Origin of the sequence: Halomonas sp. Y3 (assembly GCF_024137965.1) — a bacterium.
Lineage (GTDB): Bacteria > Pseudomonadota > Gammaproteobacteria > Pseudomonadales > Halomonadaceae > Halomonas > Halomonas mongoliensis.
In genome coordinates this window covers 3,284,468-3,299,650 of sequence record NZ_CP099975.1, presented here as the reverse complement: position 1 = coordinate 3,299,650, position 15,183 = coordinate 3,284,468, and the positions used below count along the sequence as shown (strand labels likewise).

At 68.0% G+C, this 15,183-nt stretch carries 14 protein-coding genes; 8 read left to right on the top strand and 6 right to left on the bottom strand.

What is annotated here, in order from left to right; translation table 11 throughout:
* Positions 1 to 20: 20 nt before the first annotated feature.
* The gene (gene nosP, locus NHL60_RS15560) at positions 21 to 1,223 is read left to right on the top strand and encodes a nitric oxide-sensing protein NosP (RefSeq protein WP_253445413.1); all 1,203 of its coding nucleotides are present in this window, start codon (positions 21 to 23) and stop codon (positions 1,221 to 1,223) included.
* Complete coding sequence (locus NHL60_RS15555; protein ID WP_253445410.1) at positions 1,220 to 3,769, top strand: PAS domain-containing hybrid sensor histidine kinase/response regulator; 2,550 nt, start codon at positions 1,220 to 1,222, stop codon at positions 3,767 to 3,769. Before nosP ends, NHL60_RS15555 begins: the two co-directional genes overlap by 4 nt.
* A 9-nt stretch (positions 3,770 to 3,778) precedes the next feature.
* Here NHL60_RS15555 and NHL60_RS15550 read toward each other — a convergent pair whose 3' ends face one another.
* From NHL60_RS15550 to NHL60_RS15535, 4 genes are all read right to left on the bottom strand, one after another.
* The gene (locus NHL60_RS15550; RefSeq protein WP_253445407.1) at positions 3,779 to 4,441 is read right to left on the bottom strand and encodes a response regulator transcription factor; all 663 of its coding nucleotides are present in this window, start codon (positions 4,439 to 4,441) and stop codon (positions 3,779 to 3,781) included.
* 61 nt (positions 4,442 to 4,502) lie between these two features.
* Entirely contained in the window at positions 4,503 to 5,081 is a 579-nt protein-coding gene (locus NHL60_RS15545; RefSeq protein WP_253445405.1) for a rhodanese-like domain-containing protein, read from the bottom strand.
* A gap of 3 nt (positions 5,082 to 5,084) precedes the next feature.
* A complete protein-coding gene (locus NHL60_RS15540; protein WP_253445402.1) occupies positions 5,085 to 5,765 on the bottom strand; it encodes a pentapeptide repeat-containing protein in 681 nt (226 codons plus the stop codon).
* A gap of 58 nt (positions 5,766 to 5,823) precedes the next feature.
* Positions 5,824 to 7,599 carry a PQQ-dependent methanol/ethanol family dehydrogenase gene (locus NHL60_RS15535; RefSeq protein WP_253452229.1) on the bottom strand — a complete coding sequence of 592 codons (1,776 nt, stop codon included), beginning with the start codon at positions 7,597 to 7,599 and terminating at the stop codon, positions 5,824 to 5,826.
* A 425-nt stretch (positions 7,600 to 8,024) separates the two neighbouring features.
* Here NHL60_RS15535 and pedF point away from each other — a divergent pair, with 425 nt between their 5' ends.
* The 6 genes from pedF to NHL60_RS15505 all read left to right on the top strand — a co-directional run bounded on the left by pedF (position 8,025) and on the right by NHL60_RS15505 (position 13,430).
* Positions 8,025 to 8,435 (top strand): cytochrome c-550 PedF, encoded by a 411-nt coding sequence (gene pedF / locus NHL60_RS15530; protein WP_253452226.1) that lies wholly within the window; start codon positions 8,025 to 8,027, stop codon positions 8,433 to 8,435.
* A gap of 29 nt (positions 8,436 to 8,464) precedes the next feature.
* Entirely contained in the window at positions 8,465 to 9,298 is an 834-nt protein-coding gene (locus NHL60_RS15525; RefSeq protein WP_253445400.1) for a quinoprotein dehydrogenase-associated SoxYZ-like carrier, read from the top strand.
* A gap of 10 nt (positions 9,299 to 9,308) precedes the next feature.
* Entirely contained in the window at positions 9,309 to 10,250 is a 942-nt protein-coding gene (locus tag NHL60_RS15520) for a quinoprotein relay system zinc metallohydrolase 1 (RefSeq protein WP_253445397.1), read from the top strand.
* 154 nt (positions 10,251 to 10,404) lie between these two features.
* Positions 10,405 to 11,925 carry an aldehyde dehydrogenase family protein gene (locus NHL60_RS15515; RefSeq protein ID WP_253445394.1) on the top strand — a complete coding sequence of 507 codons (1,521 nt, stop codon included), beginning with the start codon at positions 10,405 to 10,407 and terminating at the stop codon, positions 11,923 to 11,925.
* 164 nt (positions 11,926 to 12,089) lie between these two features.
* On the top strand, positions 12,090 to 12,821 hold the full coding sequence (gene nfsA, locus NHL60_RS15510) for an oxygen-insensitive NADPH nitroreductase (protein WP_253445391.1): 732 nt from the start codon (positions 12,090 to 12,092) through the stop codon (positions 12,819 to 12,821).
* A 33-nt stretch (positions 12,822 to 12,854) separates the two neighbouring features.
* Entirely contained in the window at positions 12,855 to 13,430 is a 576-nt protein-coding gene (locus tag NHL60_RS15505; RefSeq protein WP_253445389.1) for a nucleoside deaminase, read from the top strand.
* A 62-nt stretch (positions 13,431 to 13,492) separates the two neighbouring features.
* Here the strand turns inward: NHL60_RS15505 and NHL60_RS15500 are convergent, their stop codons facing one another.
* Together NHL60_RS15500 and NHL60_RS15495 are read right to left on the bottom strand one after the other, a co-directional pair.
* Entirely contained in the window at positions 13,493 to 13,984 is a 492-nt protein-coding gene (locus NHL60_RS15500) for a pentapeptide repeat-containing protein (RefSeq protein ID WP_253445386.1), read from the bottom strand.
* A gap of 49 nt (positions 13,985 to 14,033) precedes the next feature.
* A complete protein-coding gene (locus tag NHL60_RS15495; RefSeq protein ID WP_253445383.1) occupies positions 14,034 to 15,179 on the bottom strand; it encodes a cytochrome-c peroxidase in 1,146 nt (381 codons plus the stop codon).
* Positions 15,180 to 15,183: the final 4 nt, after the last annotated feature.

Below are 15,183 nucleotides of genomic sequence, written 5' to 3'. Positions count from 1 at the left end.
TCGACAGAGCGAGCCCGGCCATGACCGCATCCCTTGCCACGCCCCTGGTGCCGACCTCGCCGTCCGGCCCGGACGCCATCCCTTTTGCTCACACCTGCGCCGGCGCGCCCGAGGAGGCGGCCCGGCAGCTGGCGGACCACCTGCTGTCCTGCCGGCCCAGCGGCGTGCTCTTCTTCTGCTCCGCGGAGTATGACCTCGACGCGCTGGGGCAGGCCCTGGAGCGCCACTTCGGCGGCGTGCCTCTCTGCGGCTGCACCACCGCCGGCGAGCTGACCACCCAAGGCTACGCCCGGGGTGGCGTGGTGGCCATCGGCTTTCCGGATCGCGACTTCGCCTTCGCCCATGCGGTGATCGACGACCTCGATAACGTCAGCCTGCCCGCCGCCCAGACGCTGGTCGACACCCTGCTCGGCGAGTGTCAGGCGGCCAGGGTGGCGCCCCTCAAGGGGCACAGCTTCGCCGTGACCCTGCTCGACGGCCTCTCCGCCAGCGAGGAGCAGGTGCTGGCGACCCTCAACGCCGCCCTGGCCGGCATTCCCCACTTCGGCGGCAGTGCCGGCGACGACAAGCTGGCGGGCACCCACGTCTACGGCGGCGGCCGCTTCCACTCGGCGGCCGCCGCCGTGGTGATGCTCAATACCCGGCTCGACTTCGAGGTCTTCTCCACTCACCATCTGCGGCCGCGCAGCGAGAAGCTGGTAGTGACCGCGGTGGACCGCGAGCGGCGCCGGGTGCTGGAGCTCAATGCCGAGCCCGCGGCCCTGGAGTATGCGCGGCTGGTGGGGGTGCCCGTCGAGGCGCTCGATGCCGAGGTCTTCGCCCGCCATCCCCTGGCGGTCAAGCTCAACGAGCGCAGCTATGTGCGGGCGATCCAGCGGGTCAACCCGGACCACAGCCTGAGCTTCTACTGCGCCGTGGAGAACGGCATCGTGCTGACCGCCATGGCGCCCACGCCGCTGCTTGGCGGGCTCGAGGCGGGTCTGGAGACCCTGGCCGAGCGCCTGGGCGAGCCCGGCCTGGTGATCGGCTGCGACTGCTGCCTGCGCCGGCTGGAGGTGAACCAGGACGGCCTGCTTCCCCAGGCCAGGTCGCTGCTGTCGCGCTATCGAGTGGTGGGCTTCAACACCTATGGCGAACACTATGATGGCCTGCATCTCAACCAGACCTTTACCGGCGTCTATCTGGGGCGCCCGCCTCGGACGCGGCCGGGAGAGCAGGCGTGACCACAGCGCGGGAGGAGGTCCTGGCCCGGGAGGTGGAGCGGCTCCGGCGCATCAATGCGGCGCTGATCGAGCGGGTCGAGGCGGGCAATCTGCCCCGCAGCGCCCCCTACGCCGCCTTCGAGCATACCGCCCTGCTGGCCGAGCAGGTGCGTGAGCGCACCTGGGCGCTCAACCAGACCCTGCATGAGCTGCGCAGCAGCAATCGGCTGCTGGCGGAGGCCCGGGAGAGGGCGGAGCGTGCCAGCCAGACTCTGGTCGACGCCATCGAGAGCATTACCGATGCCTTCGTGCTGTTCGATGCCGACCTGCGCATCGAGCGCTTCAACCGTCGCTTCGCCGAGCTCTGGTTGCCGGCGGGCATTCGCGTGCGGCGCGGCATGACCCTGGATGCCCTGCGCCACCGGGCGCGCAGCTCGGGCCTGGTGGTGCGTGAATGGCTGGGCAAGGAGGACCGCTCCATCGTCTACCAGCTGCACGACGGACGCTGGCTGCAGGTGCATCAGCGCCCCACCCGAGGCGGCGGGCGCGTGGTGCTGCACGTGGATATCACCGAGCTCAAGCGGCAGGAGAGCGCTCAGCGCGAGCACGCCCTGGCCGAGAAGTCGCGGCTGCTCCAGGCTACCCTCGACAGCCTCTCCCAGGGGGTGGCGGTGGTGGCGGCGGACGGCTGCCTCGAGATGTGCAACCGGCGCTGCCTGGCCCTGGCCGGGCTCACCGCTCCCCTGGCGACCGGGGGGGCCGTGCCGCTGGAGCGTCTGGGTCCGCTGGTGGCGGGACTCGAGGTGCGTAGCCTGGCCGCGGCTCGGGAGCAGCATCTCCCCGACGGGCGCATCGTGGAGGTGCGTGGCCACCCCATGCCCGGCGGCGGCCGGGTACTGACCTTCACCGATATCACCGAGCGTACCCACTATGCCCAGACCCTGCTGGAGCGGGAGCGCTGGATTCGCACCATCACCGACGAGCTGCCGGTGATGATCGCCTACCTGAATCGAGACCTGCGCTACGCCTTCGTCAACCGCGGCTATGAACGCTGGTACGGCTGGCCTCGGGGCAGGCGCCTGGGCGGCGAACTGCACGAGCTGCACAGCGAGGCGCACTGCCGGCGCCTGATTCCCTATCTGGAGCGGGTGCTGCAGGGAGAGAGCCTCTCCTTCGAGCTGGCCGAGACCGGCGCCAGCGGCGAGGAGCGGGTGCTGCTGCGCTCCTATGTGCCTCACCGCAACGGCGATGACGGTGTGATCGGCGTCTTCGTGCTGGTGCGCGACATCACCGAGCGGCGGCGCGCCACCGAGGCGCTGCGCCACGCCTATCAGAACCTGGAGCAACGAGTGCGCGAGCGTACCGCCGAGCTGACCCGGGTCAATCGTCAGCTGCGCGCCGAGATCCACGAGCGCACCCAGGCGGAGCAGCGCCTGCGCGAGGCCAAGACCGAGGCCGAGGCGGCCAACCTTTCCAAGACCAAGTTCCTGGCGGCGGTGAGTCATGACCTGCTGCAGCCGCTCAACGCCGCCAGGCTCTTCGTGGGCGCCCTGGAGGAGCAGGTCACCACGTCCCAGGGCGGCGAGCTGGTCGGCCTGATCGGTCGCTCCCTCAAGGATGTGGAGTCGCTGCTGGCCACCTTGGTGGACAGCTCGCGGCTGGACGCCGGCGTGATCACCCCCGACATCGGCGCCTTTCCCGTGGCGGAGCTGCTCGACGGCCTGGCGCGGGAGTACCGCCAGGTGGCGGCCAGTGAGGGGCTGGAGCTGCGCCATGTGCCCTGTCGGGCGGTGGTGGTCAGCGACATCTCGCTGCTGGGCCGGGTCCTGCGCAACTTTCTCAGCAATGCGGTTCGCTACACCGTGAAGGGGCGTCTGCTGCTGGGGTGTCGGCGGCGCCCCCACGGGCTCGAGATCCAGGTCGGCGATAGCGGCATCGGCATTGAAGAAGCCGAACAGGCGGCCATCTTTCAGGAGTTCCGCCGCCTGGATGGGCCGGTGCGCAGCGACCGGGGACTTGGCCTTGGGCTCTCCATCGCCGACAAGATCTCGCGCATTCTCGACCATCCGCTGCGGGTGCGCTCCCGGGTCGGGGCGGGCTCGCTGTTCAGCATCACCCTGCCCTATGGGGAGATCGCCGCTGCGCCCGGGGCGGCGGCCCTGCCGGCGCCGCCCGCCGGCCGGGTCGATCTGGCGGGGTGCCGGGTCTGGGTGGTGGATAACGACAGCGATATCTGCCACGCCATGAAGACCCTGCTGGAGCGCTGGGAGTGTCGGGTCTGGGTGGCGGAGAGCGAGGCGGCGCTGTCGGCCCAGCTGGACCTGGCCGAAGCGGCGGCGGACGTGCTGATCGTCGACTATCACCTGGATCACGGCGAGACCGGGCTCGCCGTGGCCGAGCGGATCAATGCGCGCCGGCGCGATCCGCTGGCGGTGATGGCGATTACCGCCAACCACAGCAATGCCCTGCGTCAGCAGGTCCGCGCGCTGGGCTACCAGCTGCTCCACAAGCCGGTGAAGCCCCTGCGTCTCCGGCTGGCCCTGGCCCAGCTGGTCACCCCCCCGTGAGAGGCGGCTTCACGACGGCCGGGTAAAACGGCTGAAGTCGATATCGCTGGCTGCCAGGATGGCCTGGACCCGGCTGCTGACGCCCAGCTTGCGCAGGATGGCGGAGACATGCGCCTTGACGGTGGTCTCGGCGATATTGAGGTGATAGGCGATCATCTTGTTGGACTCGCCACGGGTCATGTGCTCGAGGACCTGTAGCTGCTTGCGGGTCAGGGTATCGAGCTGGTGGGCCGAGATGGACGACTCCTGGTGGGAGCGGCGTGTCTTGGCCGTTTCCCGCATGATGTCCGGCGGCAGGTAGATGTTGCCGTCGAGAATCTGCTCGATGGCGCGGGTCATCTTGTCCCGGGGGGAAGACTTGGTGATGAACCCCATGGCGCCGTAGGTGACGGCCTGGAGGATCACCTGCTTGTCCTCCTCGGCGGAGATGATCACCACCGGAATGGTGGGCATGGCGTTGCGCAGCTCGATCAGTCCCGCCAGGCCGTTCATGCCCGGCATGTTCAGGTCCAGCAGGACCAGGTCGAGGTCTTCATGCTCGCCGGCCAGGGCCAGCGTCGTCTCGAGATCCTCGGTTTCCAGAATCTCGGCGCCGGCGAACCCATCCTGAATCACCCGGCCGATGGCCTCGCGAAACAGCGGGTGGTCGTCGGCGATCAGCAGTTTGTACATGATCTGAGCCTTGCGTTGTTATTGACGGACCTGCCTGGTGACGAGCGCACGCCCACCTTCGCTAGCGCGCCCTGACGCTGGGCTGGCAGGGACTCAGTGCGGCGTGGTCGCCCAGCGGAGCCGGGCATATCGCTTCCCGGTCGTGACCGGCCTCCTGCCAGCCGTCGATGCCATCCGGGTACCAGTAGACTCGCCGGTAGCCCAGGTCGCGGGCGCGGCGGGCGGCGTTCCAGGAGAGCCAGCAGTCTCGCCGACAGAAGAATACCAGCGGCGTTTCGGGGTGACCATCGGCCAGCTGGTCGAGGGCGTCGACGAAGTAGGCCTGCCATGATGGCGTGAGTGCGGCGCTGCCCACGTTGGGCAGCCAGGTGGCACCGGGCAGCGAGAGGTGCGGGTAGGCCTGGAGGAAGACGCCGTCCTGCCAGGCCAGGGGGTAGACATCGATCAGCGAGACGGCGCTGCCGTGCTGCAGCAGTAGCTCGTACACCCCTTCGGTGCTCAGGCGAGTGGCCCCCTCCAGGGGGGCGGTGACGGCGCTGCGGTAGGGGGGAAGCCGGTAGCCCTCGGCGTTGAAGGAGTCGCCGGCGGCCGGTACCCAGGGCCCGAAAAGCACCACGGTGAGCGCCAGCCGCGGCCACATGGGTCAGTCCATCCAGTCGACGGGGCAGGCCGTGCAGCCCTGCATCTGCACCAGCTGGAAGTTGCCGTAGTGCAGGCGGGCGCCGCTCAGGTCGGCATGGTCGAGCCGCGACATGCTGAGCTTGGCTTCCTGCAGGTTGGCGTCGCGCAGGTCGGCGCCGCGCATGTCGGTGCGGTTCATCCAGGCCATCTCGAGCTTGGCGCCGTGGAGTATGGCGTCGCGGAAGCTGGCCTTGGTCAGGCGGCCGAACTCCAGGTTGGCGCCGGTCAGGTCGGCGCCGTCGAAGATGGCCCCCTGGCCGAACAGGTTCCAGCTTTCGAGCCCCACCAGGCTGGCCTGGCCGAGGTCGGCGCCGCGCAGGTTGGCGTTGATCATTCGGGCGCGATTGAGGTTGGCGCCGCGCAGGTCGGCCCCCTCCAGGTTGACGCCGCGCAGGTTGGCGTGGCGCAGGTCGGCGCCGGTGAGGTCGGCGCCGGAGAAGTCGGCGCCGTGCAGCTCCAGGTTGGCGAGGTCGGCGCCGGCAAGGTCGGCGCCGGGGCACTGGGTGTACGCCTCCAGCACGCAGCCGTTGTGAACGGGCGCCTCGTAGGCGGCGTCCTCCGCCGCTGCCAGGGAGGGGCCGAGCAGCAGCGCCCCCAGGGTGAGGCCGCCGAGATGACGCCGCAGGGAAGTGGTATGGGACATGTGACGCTCCTCCGGAAGAGAGCCGGCCGCCCCGTGGCGGCCGGCGGGGTCGTCTGGCTCAGTTGGCGGCCAGGTCGCGGGCGAAGTCCGGCAGCTTGAAGACCCAGAAGGAGCCCCCCTGTGCCACCGTCCGGGTCAGCTCGGCCATGTCGCCACCCCACAGCGGCACCGCGCCACCGTAGCCTGTGGTCACGCCGATGTACTGCTCGCCGTCCATCTCCCAGGTGATGGGCGGGGAGATGATCCCGGTGCCCACCTGGAAGCTCCAGAGCTCCTCGCCGCTCTCGGCATCGAAGGCCTTGAAGTAGCCGTCGCCGGTGCCGGTGAAGACCAGGTTGCCGGCGGTGGCCACCACGCCGGCCCATAGCGGCAGCGTTTCCTTGTGCTCCCAGGCGATGTCGCCGGTCAGCGGGTCGATGGCGCGCAGGATCCCCACGTGATCGTCATACATGCGCTTGATGCGGAAGCCCATGCCCAGATAGGCCGAGCCTTCGCTGTACTCCACCTCCTCGGTCCAGTAGTCCTCCTTCCAGTGGTTGGCCGGCACGTAGAAGAGCCCGGTGTCCTGGCTGTAGGCCATGGGGTTCCAGTTCTTGCCGCCCAGGAAGGGGGGCGAGATCTCTACCGGCTCGGAGCGGGTCTGGCCCTCCTCCAGGCGGGGCGGGCGCTGCCCCTCGACCTCGGCGGGGCGGCCCGTCTCCAGGTCGATATGGGTGGCCCAGGTGATGTTGTCCACGAAGGGGAAGGCGTCGAGCAGGTCGCCGTTGGTGCGATCGGTGATATAGAAGAAGCCGTTGCGGTCGGCGTGGGCGCCGGCCCTGACCAGCTGGCCGGTCTCGTCCTCGTAGTCGAACAGCACGATCTCGTTGTTGCCGGAGAAGTCCCAGTGGTCGTTGGGCGTGTGCTGGTAGTGCCACTTGATCTCGCCGGTGGTGGGGTCGACGGCGACCTGGGCCGAGGTGTAGAGGCTGTCGTAGTCGGAGGGGTGGCCGTCCGGCGAGGTGCGCGCCCAGCCGTTCCAGGGGGCGGGGTTGCCGGCACCGACGATGATGGTGTTGGTCTCAGGGTCGAAGCTGGCGCTCTGCCAGGGGGCCCCGCCGCCGTGGCTCCAGGCCTCCACCTTGCCGGTCTCGGAGTCGGGATCGTCGGGCCAGGAGGGGGCGCTGGGGTCGCCGCTGGGCGTACTATCCTCGCCGTTGAGCCGGCCGAAGTGCCCCTCCACGAAGGGCCGCATCCAGATCTCCTCGCCGGTCTCCACGTCCCGGGCGAAGAGCTTGCCCACGATCCCGAACTCGTTGCCCGAGGAGCCGTGAATCAGCATCACCCGGCCGGTCTCCTGGTCCTGGATGATGGTCGGCGCGCCGGTCATGGTGTAGCCGGCGCGATGGTTGCCGAAGCGCTCCCGCCAGACCACCTCGCCGGTGTCCTTGTTCAGGGCCACGATGCCGGCGTCCAGGGTGCCGAAGAAGACCTTGTCGCCGTAGATGGCGGCGCCGCGGTTGACCACGTCGCAGCAGGGCCGGATGTCGTTGGGCAGGCGGTGATTGTAGGACCAGAGCCGCTTGCCGGTGCGGGCGTCCAGGGCAAAGATCCGCGAGTAGGAGCCGGTGACATAGATGACGCCGTCGTGCACCAGGGCCTGGGACTCCTGACCGCGCTGCATCTCGTCGCCGAAGGAGTGGGACCAGGCCGGGGTCAGCATGTGCACGTTGTCGGCGTTGATCTTGTCCAGCGGGCTGTAGCGCTGGGCGTGCACGCCCATGCCGTATCCCAGCACCGTCTCGGTGTTCTCGTGGTCGGTGAGGATGTCCTCCCAGGTGACGGGAGTGGCCATGCTGGCGGCGCTGAGACCCAGGGCCGAGGCGCAGGCCACGGCGGCGGTCAGGGTCTTGAGGCGAATCGGGAGCCGGGGGCGGGCGATCGGTGTTGTTCTTGTCATGGTGGGGTTCCCATGTCGAGGTGAGCGAAGGGTCGGGCGGTTGCCGACCATCGGACTCCACTCTAGTGCGCGGCCGGCCTCCTGTTTCAGGCACTCTGGTCCCGGTTTGCCTACTGACTTGGCACTACGACCAAGGAAGGAGGCGATGCCCACCAAGGCGCCATTTCTGGATATCTGGCCGCTGCCTAGCCTTCGCAGGGTGATTCCACCTTTCCTTTGACGAGGGCTGCACCATGAGCTGCACCACCAACAACAAGATGACACCGACTGCTCGACCGTCACGCCGCCGGCACGCCGCCTCGGCGGCTTTGGCCTCCGGGATGCTGGCGCTGCTGCTGTCCGGCCAGGCGCTCTCCCACGGCGATGTGACCCCGCAGCCGGTGGATACCCGCGGCCTGGAACCCCTGGGCGATGAGTGGCTCTACGAGAACCCCTATCGGGAAGAGCACCCCCAGCATGAGCTCGCCGTGGACGTGGGCGCTTCCGCCTATAACGCCAACTGTGCGGCCTGCCACGGGCTGGAGGCCAAGTCCGGCGGCATCGCCCCGGATCTGCGCGAGCTGGAAAACGGCGCCTGGGGAGACGAGTGGTACAAGGAGCTGGTCACCCAGGGCTCGGAGCGCGGCGGGCGCGTGCTGATGCCGCGCATGTCCGACTACGTCAGCCAGGAGGGCCTCTGGGCCATACGCGCCTGGCTCGAGACCGTCAGCTTCGAGACGGCAGGCCGCTGATCCGACGCCATCCGAGGAGGCAAGTGCCGATGATGCAGAATCGCAACCGCCTGGGCATCTGGCTGAGCGGCTGTTCGCTGGTCGTCATACCGCTGTGGGGGCTGGCCCAGGGCGCGGGGGACGCAGAGCGCCCAGGCCCGGCGCCAGCCGGCCCGGCCGAGGAGGCCTTCACCAGCTCGGCGGACCCGCTCGGGTCCTTCATGTGGGAGCTCTATCGAGAGCGCTATCTGGGCGATGCGCCCTACGTCTTCGACAGCCGAGTGCGGCTGAGCGCCCCCGGCTTTGCCGAGGACTCCGGGCAGGTGCCCCTGGATATCGACGCCAGCGAGCTGGGTGACGACTTCGAGCGCATGCTGGCCTGGGTCGAGCTCAACCCCATCCCCCTGATCTTCGACTATGACCCGCGCAGCCATGGGCTCCCCAGGCTCTCCCTCAATGTGAGGCTGGAGCAGGCCTCGCCGGTACGCGTCGCCGTGCAGCGCCATGGCGTCTGGCATATCGGCTCCACGCATATCGAGGCCGAGGGGGGTGGCTGCACCACGCCGGGCATCGCCACGACCGAGAGCCGCTGGGAAGAGCGTTTCGGCGAGGTGGCGGGGCGGCGCTTCGACCACGGCGAGCAGAGCCAGCTGCGCTTGAGGGTGATGCACCCCATGGACAGCGGGCTGATTCCCAGCCAGCCGGCCTTTCATATCCAGCGCTTCGAGGTGCTCGATGCCGGCGGCGAGCTCATCTCCACCCTGGCCATCGAAGCCTCGGTCAGCGAGAACCCCGCCCTGGGCCTGCACATGAAGCCTCTGGAGGGGGGGTATCGGGTCGGCGCCCGGGACAACAACGGCAACCGCTTCTCGATTGCCCTCTAGGGAGACTGCCATGTTGCGTCATGCAAGGCGCGGTCGCGCCGGCCTGGCCGCGGTGCTGGCGCTGCTGGCGCCGCCGCTGCTGGCCTGCGAGCCTGAGCTTACGCCGGTGGCGCCGGCCACCTGGGTGGTGGAGGGGGCTCGCGAGGAGATCGCCGCCGACAACTGCGGCCTGATCGCCAATCTGGGGGTCATCGCCACCGGAGAGGGCGTGGTGCTGATCGACAGCGGGCCCAGCCGCACCCTCGGCGAGGCCCTGGAGGCGGAGATCATGGCGCTGACGGGGCAGCCGGTGCGCTGGGTGCTCAATACCCACCACCACCCGGACCACGTCTTCGGCAACCAGGCCTTCGCCAACGCCGAGGTGCTGGCCCTGGCCGGCACCGCCGAGGCCATGGCCCGGGATGCCGCGGCCTTCGAGGCCAACCTCAGGCGCCTGCTGGGCGAGGCCTTTGCCGGGACCCGGCTGCGCCTGCCCGATCGCGCCGTGGCGCCCGGGCGGCATGACTTCGGCGGCTACCCCCTCGAGCTGCATGCCTTCCGCGGCCACAGCGGTGCCGATCTGGTTATCTTCGACGCGGCAACGGGGGTGCTGTTCGCCGGCGATCTGGTCTTTCACCAGCGCACCGCCACCACGCCCCATACTCCCGGGCTCCAGGCGTGGATCGAGGAGCTCGACCGGCTGGAGGCGCTGCGCTATCGGGTGATGGTGCCTGGCCACGGCCCCGTCGATCATGAGGGTGCGGCCCTGGCGCAGACTCGGGACTACCTGGCCTGGCTCGATCGACACTTCGACGAGCAGGCCTCGCGAGGCGCCACCGCCAACCAGGTGCGGGAGGCGCCGCTGCCTGAGCGTTTTGCGGGCCTCGCCCTGGCGGAGTACGAGCTGACCCGCAGCCTCAGCCACCTCTACCCCCGCTACGAGCAGCGCTGGCTGTGGGGGGAGGCGCCGTGATGTCGGCGCCTGCAACTACTACTAAAGACCCCCGTAGGGGAGCCCATGGCAGGATAGTGCCCGTCGGGAATTCCTCTACGCTTGAAGACAGGCTCGAGACCCGAGGCGCACCGCCCGAGCGAGCCCCTACAACAACAGAGACAGGAGTTGCGTCATGATCTACGCCAATCCCGGCAGCCCGGATGCCGTCATCAGCTTCGAGCAGCGCTACGGCAACTACATCAACGGCGAGTTCGTGTCGCCGGTGAAGGGCGAATACTTCGACAACGTCAGCCCGGTCAACGGCGAGGTGTTCTGCCAGGTCCCGCGCTCCACCGCCGAGGATATCGACAAGGCGCTGGACGCTGCCCACGCCGCCGCCCCGGCCTGGGGCAAGACCTCCGCCGCCGAGCGCAGCAACATCCTGCTCAGGATCGCCGACCGCATCGAGCAGAACCTCGAGATGCTGGCCGTGGCCGAGACCTGGGACAACGGCAAGGCGGTGCGCGAGACGCTGAACGCCGACCTGCCGCTGGCGGTCGACCACTTCCGCTACTTCGCCGGCTGCATCCGCGCCCAGGAGGGCACCGCCGCCGACATCGACGCCAATACCGTGGCCTACCACTTCCACGAGCCGCTGGGCGTGGTGGGGCAGATCATCCCCTGGAACTTCCCGCTGCTGATGGCCGTGTGGAAGCTGGCCCCCGCCCTTGCCGCCGGCAACTGCGTGGTGCTCAAGCCCGCCGAGCAGACCCCGGCCTCGATCCTCGAGCTGATGAAGCTGGTCGGTGACCTGCTGCCGCCGGGGGTGGTCAACATCGTCAACGGCTACGGCGCCGAGGCGGGTCAGGCGCTGGCCACCAGCAAGCGCATCGCCAAGATCGCCTTCACCGGCTCCACCCCGGTAGGCGCGCATATCCTCAAGTGCGCCGCCGAGAACATCATCCCCTCCACGGTGGAGCTGGGCGGCAAGTCCCCCAACATCTACTTCGCCGACATCATGAACGCCGAGCCCGAGTTCATCGACAAGGCCGCCGAGGGGCTGGTGCTGGCCTTCTTCAACCAGGGCGAGGTCTGCACCTGCCCCTCCCGGGCGCTGATCCAGGAATCCATGTACGACGCCTTCATGGCCAAGGTCATGGAGAAGGTCGGCAGGATCAAGCGCGGCAACCCGCTGGACACCGACGTCCAGGTAGGCGCCCAGGCCTCCCAGGAGCAGTTCGACAAGATCATGTCCTACATGGACATCGCCCGGGAGGAGGGCGCCGAGTTCCTCACCGGTGGCGACAAGGAGAGCCTGGACCCGAGCATCGACAAGGGCTTCTACATCCAGCCGACCCTGCTCAAGGGCAACAACAAGATGCGCGTCTTCCAGGAGGAGATCTTCGGTCCGGTGGTGGCAGTGACCACCTTCAAGGATGAGGCCGAGGCGCTGGCCATCGCCAACGACACCGAGTTCGGCCTCGGCGCCGGGGTGTGGAGCCGCGACATCAACGTCGCCTTCCGCATGGGGCGCGGCATCCAGGCCGGCCGGGTGTGGACCAACTGCTACCACCAGTACCCGGCCCACGCCGCCTTCGGCGGCTACAAGAAGTCCGGCGTCGGCCGCGAGACCCACAAGGTGGCGCTCGAGCACTACCAGCAGACCAAGAACCTGCTGGTGAGCTATGACACCAACCCGCTGGGCTTCTTCTGATCGACACTCCCTGATGACACTCGTGTGGTGGTTTAGGGGCGGCCTTGCCGCCCCTTTTTTCTGCGCTGGATCTGCCTCGTGCGAGATGCCGCGCGGGCCTGCAGCGGCGAGAGGAAAGCGTTAATGTAGAGGCGTTTCCCCCTCCATCGTGCCAGCGAGGCCCCATGAACCCCACCATCGAACTGCTCAAGTCCCACCGCTCCATTCGCAAGTTCACCGACCAGCCGGTCTCCCGGGAGCTTCTCGAGGAGCTGATCCGCGCCGGCCAGGGAGCCGCCACCTCCAGCCACGTGCAGGCCTATACGGTCATTCACGTGACGCGCCCCGAGAATCGCGAGAAGATCGCCGAGCTGGCCGGCGGCCAGGGCTATGTGGCCAGCTGCGGTGCCTTCCTGATGTTCTGTGCCGACATGAAGCGCCCCACCGAGGCCGCCGAGCGCACCGGTGCCCGGGTGGTGCGCGGCATGACCGAGCAGCTGCTGGTAGCCACCGTGGACACCGCCCTGATGGCCCAGAACGTGGCCGTGGCGGCGGAATCCGCGGGGCTCGGCATCTGCTATATCGGCGGCGTGCGCAACAACCCCCAGGCGATCAGCGACCTGCTGGGCCTGCCGGACCATGTGTATCCGGTGTTCGGCATGTGCCTCGGCTACCCGGCCCATGAGCCGGACGTCAAGCCCCGCCTGCCGGTGGAAGCGGTCCTCAAGGAGGATACCTACAGCGACGACCGCGAGCTGGTGGCCGCCTTCGACGACACCATGCACGCCTACTACCAGTCGCGTAAGGGCGGCAACAAGCAGAGCACCTGGTCGCAGAACCTCACGCCGCTCTTCGATACCAAGCTGCGCCCCCATATGCGGGAGTTCCTGGTCAAGCGCGGCTTCGAGATGAAGTGATTCCGAGCGAACAGGATCAACCGAGGAGTGCCCATGGAGACGCTGCTGAACGGCGAAACGGAAGTGACCGAGGCGGCCCTGTCCGCCATCGCCCATATGCCCACCGCAAGCCTGCCGGTGCTGATGGACGACGCCTTCACGCGTCGCCTGAGCGATGCCGACCTGATGCGCATCGCCGTGCTGCTGGCCCGCAAGAGCTACGATGAGGGCGGCTGCCCCATCGGCGCGGTGATCATCGACAACGAGAGTCGTCACATCGTCGGCAAGGGGCATAACACCCTGGTGCAGGAGAGCCACCCCTACAACCATGGCGAGACCGCCGCCATTCGCGACGCCGGGCGCCTCGACTTCAGCCGCACCACGCTCTTCACCTCCCTGAGCCCCTGCGACATCTGCGCCACTCTGCTTTACATGCGCGGCTTCGCCCGGGTGGTGGTGGGGGATATCACCAACGCCTCGGGCACCGAGGCGCTGCTGAGAGAGCGGGGCGTGCAGGTGGAGATCCTCGAGGACCCTCAGGGCATCGAGCTCTATGGCCGCTTCCGAGCGGAGAAGCCCGAGCTGGACCTGGAGGACTGGAAGGGGCTTGGCGCCTTTCGTCAGCCGTGATAACTAGCATGCTTGCCTGCCGCTATCGCTATGTCGACGATCGCCTATCGGTCGGCCTGTTATCATTCCGGGCAGTCTCGGTGGCTGAGTTCGCCACCTGGCAGGCGCGTATTGCAGAGTCGGGCACCCTCCAGGCGAGCGCTGGCAGCCCCTTCCGCGTAGCGCAGGTCAACGTTGAACAGGGTGGCGCCGCGCAGGTCCACACGATGCATCCGTGAAAGGCTCATGAAGGCGTCTGTCAGATCAGCCCCTCGCAGGTCTGCGCCGGAGAGCGAGCCCATGTCGAACTCCGCGTTTACCAAGGTGGCGCCGCGTAGATCGCTGCCGTCCAGCGAGCTGCCGTGAAAGCTGGTGTGGCTGAAGTCACTGTTGCGCAGGTCCAGGTGCTTGAGATCCTTGTACTTGAGCTCGTAAGCCAGGTGCGTGCATCGGGTGCCAGGCTCCAGCGTGCAGCTGCCGATGCGGTGCGTCTCATCGCCGGATCCGACGTTCGGCAGAAGAGTTAGCCCGAGGACAGGCAGAAGAAGAGGGCGAAGCAGGGATGAAGCTGACATGGTAAGTCCTCATCAGGGGGAGAAAACGGGTCGGTGCGACGGGAGGGCGTCACTGAAGCTCATCGGGTGGGAGCATGTAGGGCATCGGACCGTCCAGCGCTTCGAGAAACGCCTTGAGGTCTTCCCGGTCCTGGCGGCTCAGGGAGAGGGGCTTGATAAGCGGAGACAGACGGGCGGTAGGGATGTTGTTGCCCTTGTCGTCGAGGTCGGCATTCTGCCACCAGCCCATCTCGTAGAGGCGAATCAGGGTGTCGAGGTCGCGCGCCATGCCGCTGTGGGTAAGGGGCAGCGTTGAGGCGGCACCGCGCAGCGGCGGGGTGCGAAAGGCGCCGACATCCTCGGGGGTGCCCGTGACTCGATAGCGCCCCTGGAAGTTGCCTACGTTATGAAAAGAGGTGCCAAGGTGGTGATAGCGCTCATCGCTTAACAGCGGACCATGGTGACAGTTCATGCAGCGTGCCTCGGTGCGAAACAGGTGCAGGCCGCGAATCTGGCGCTCGTCGAGCCGGTCGGTCTCGCCCGCCATGAAGCGATCGAAGGGGGTATTGGCAAAGCGCAGTGAGCGCATGAAGGTGGCGACCGCGGCAGCAATGCGCTCGGCGTTTACTCGGCTGTCGCCGAAGGCTTCCGAGAAGAGAGGGGCATAGCCGCTGATGTTAGCGATGCGTGCCGCCGCCCGCTCTGGGTCGGCCGCCATCTCCCGCGGGTCGCTCAGGCTGGCGATCACCTGCTCCTCGAGGCTGGCGGCGCGACCATCCCAGAAAATTTCCTGCAGATAGCCCACGTTGACTACGGTGGGTGAATTGGTGTCGCCAACCCGACGGTTGTGCCCTATCGCAAGGCGCCGCCCATCCGCCCACCCCAGGTCTGGGTCGTGGCAGGAGGCGCAGGCGATCTGTTCGGAACGCGACAGCCGCCTTTCGAAGAAGAGTTGCTTGCCCAGCTCGCGCTTTGCAGTGCTGTCGGGGTTGTCGGCGGGGTGGGGAACGTCTGGCGGCAGGGTTGCCAGAGGAGCCGCCGTTACCCCTTCGTCGATCCAGGGCGCCGGCCACTCGCTCTGAGGGCCGCGATAGCGTTCAATCAGCTGTGCATCCGGAGAGGAGCGCAGCGTCAGGAATAGCGCCGTAATTGGCAGCGTCCCCAGCAGCATTGCCATGATCATCTTCTTTCCATGGCCGGTCAGGCGTTTCATCATGGCG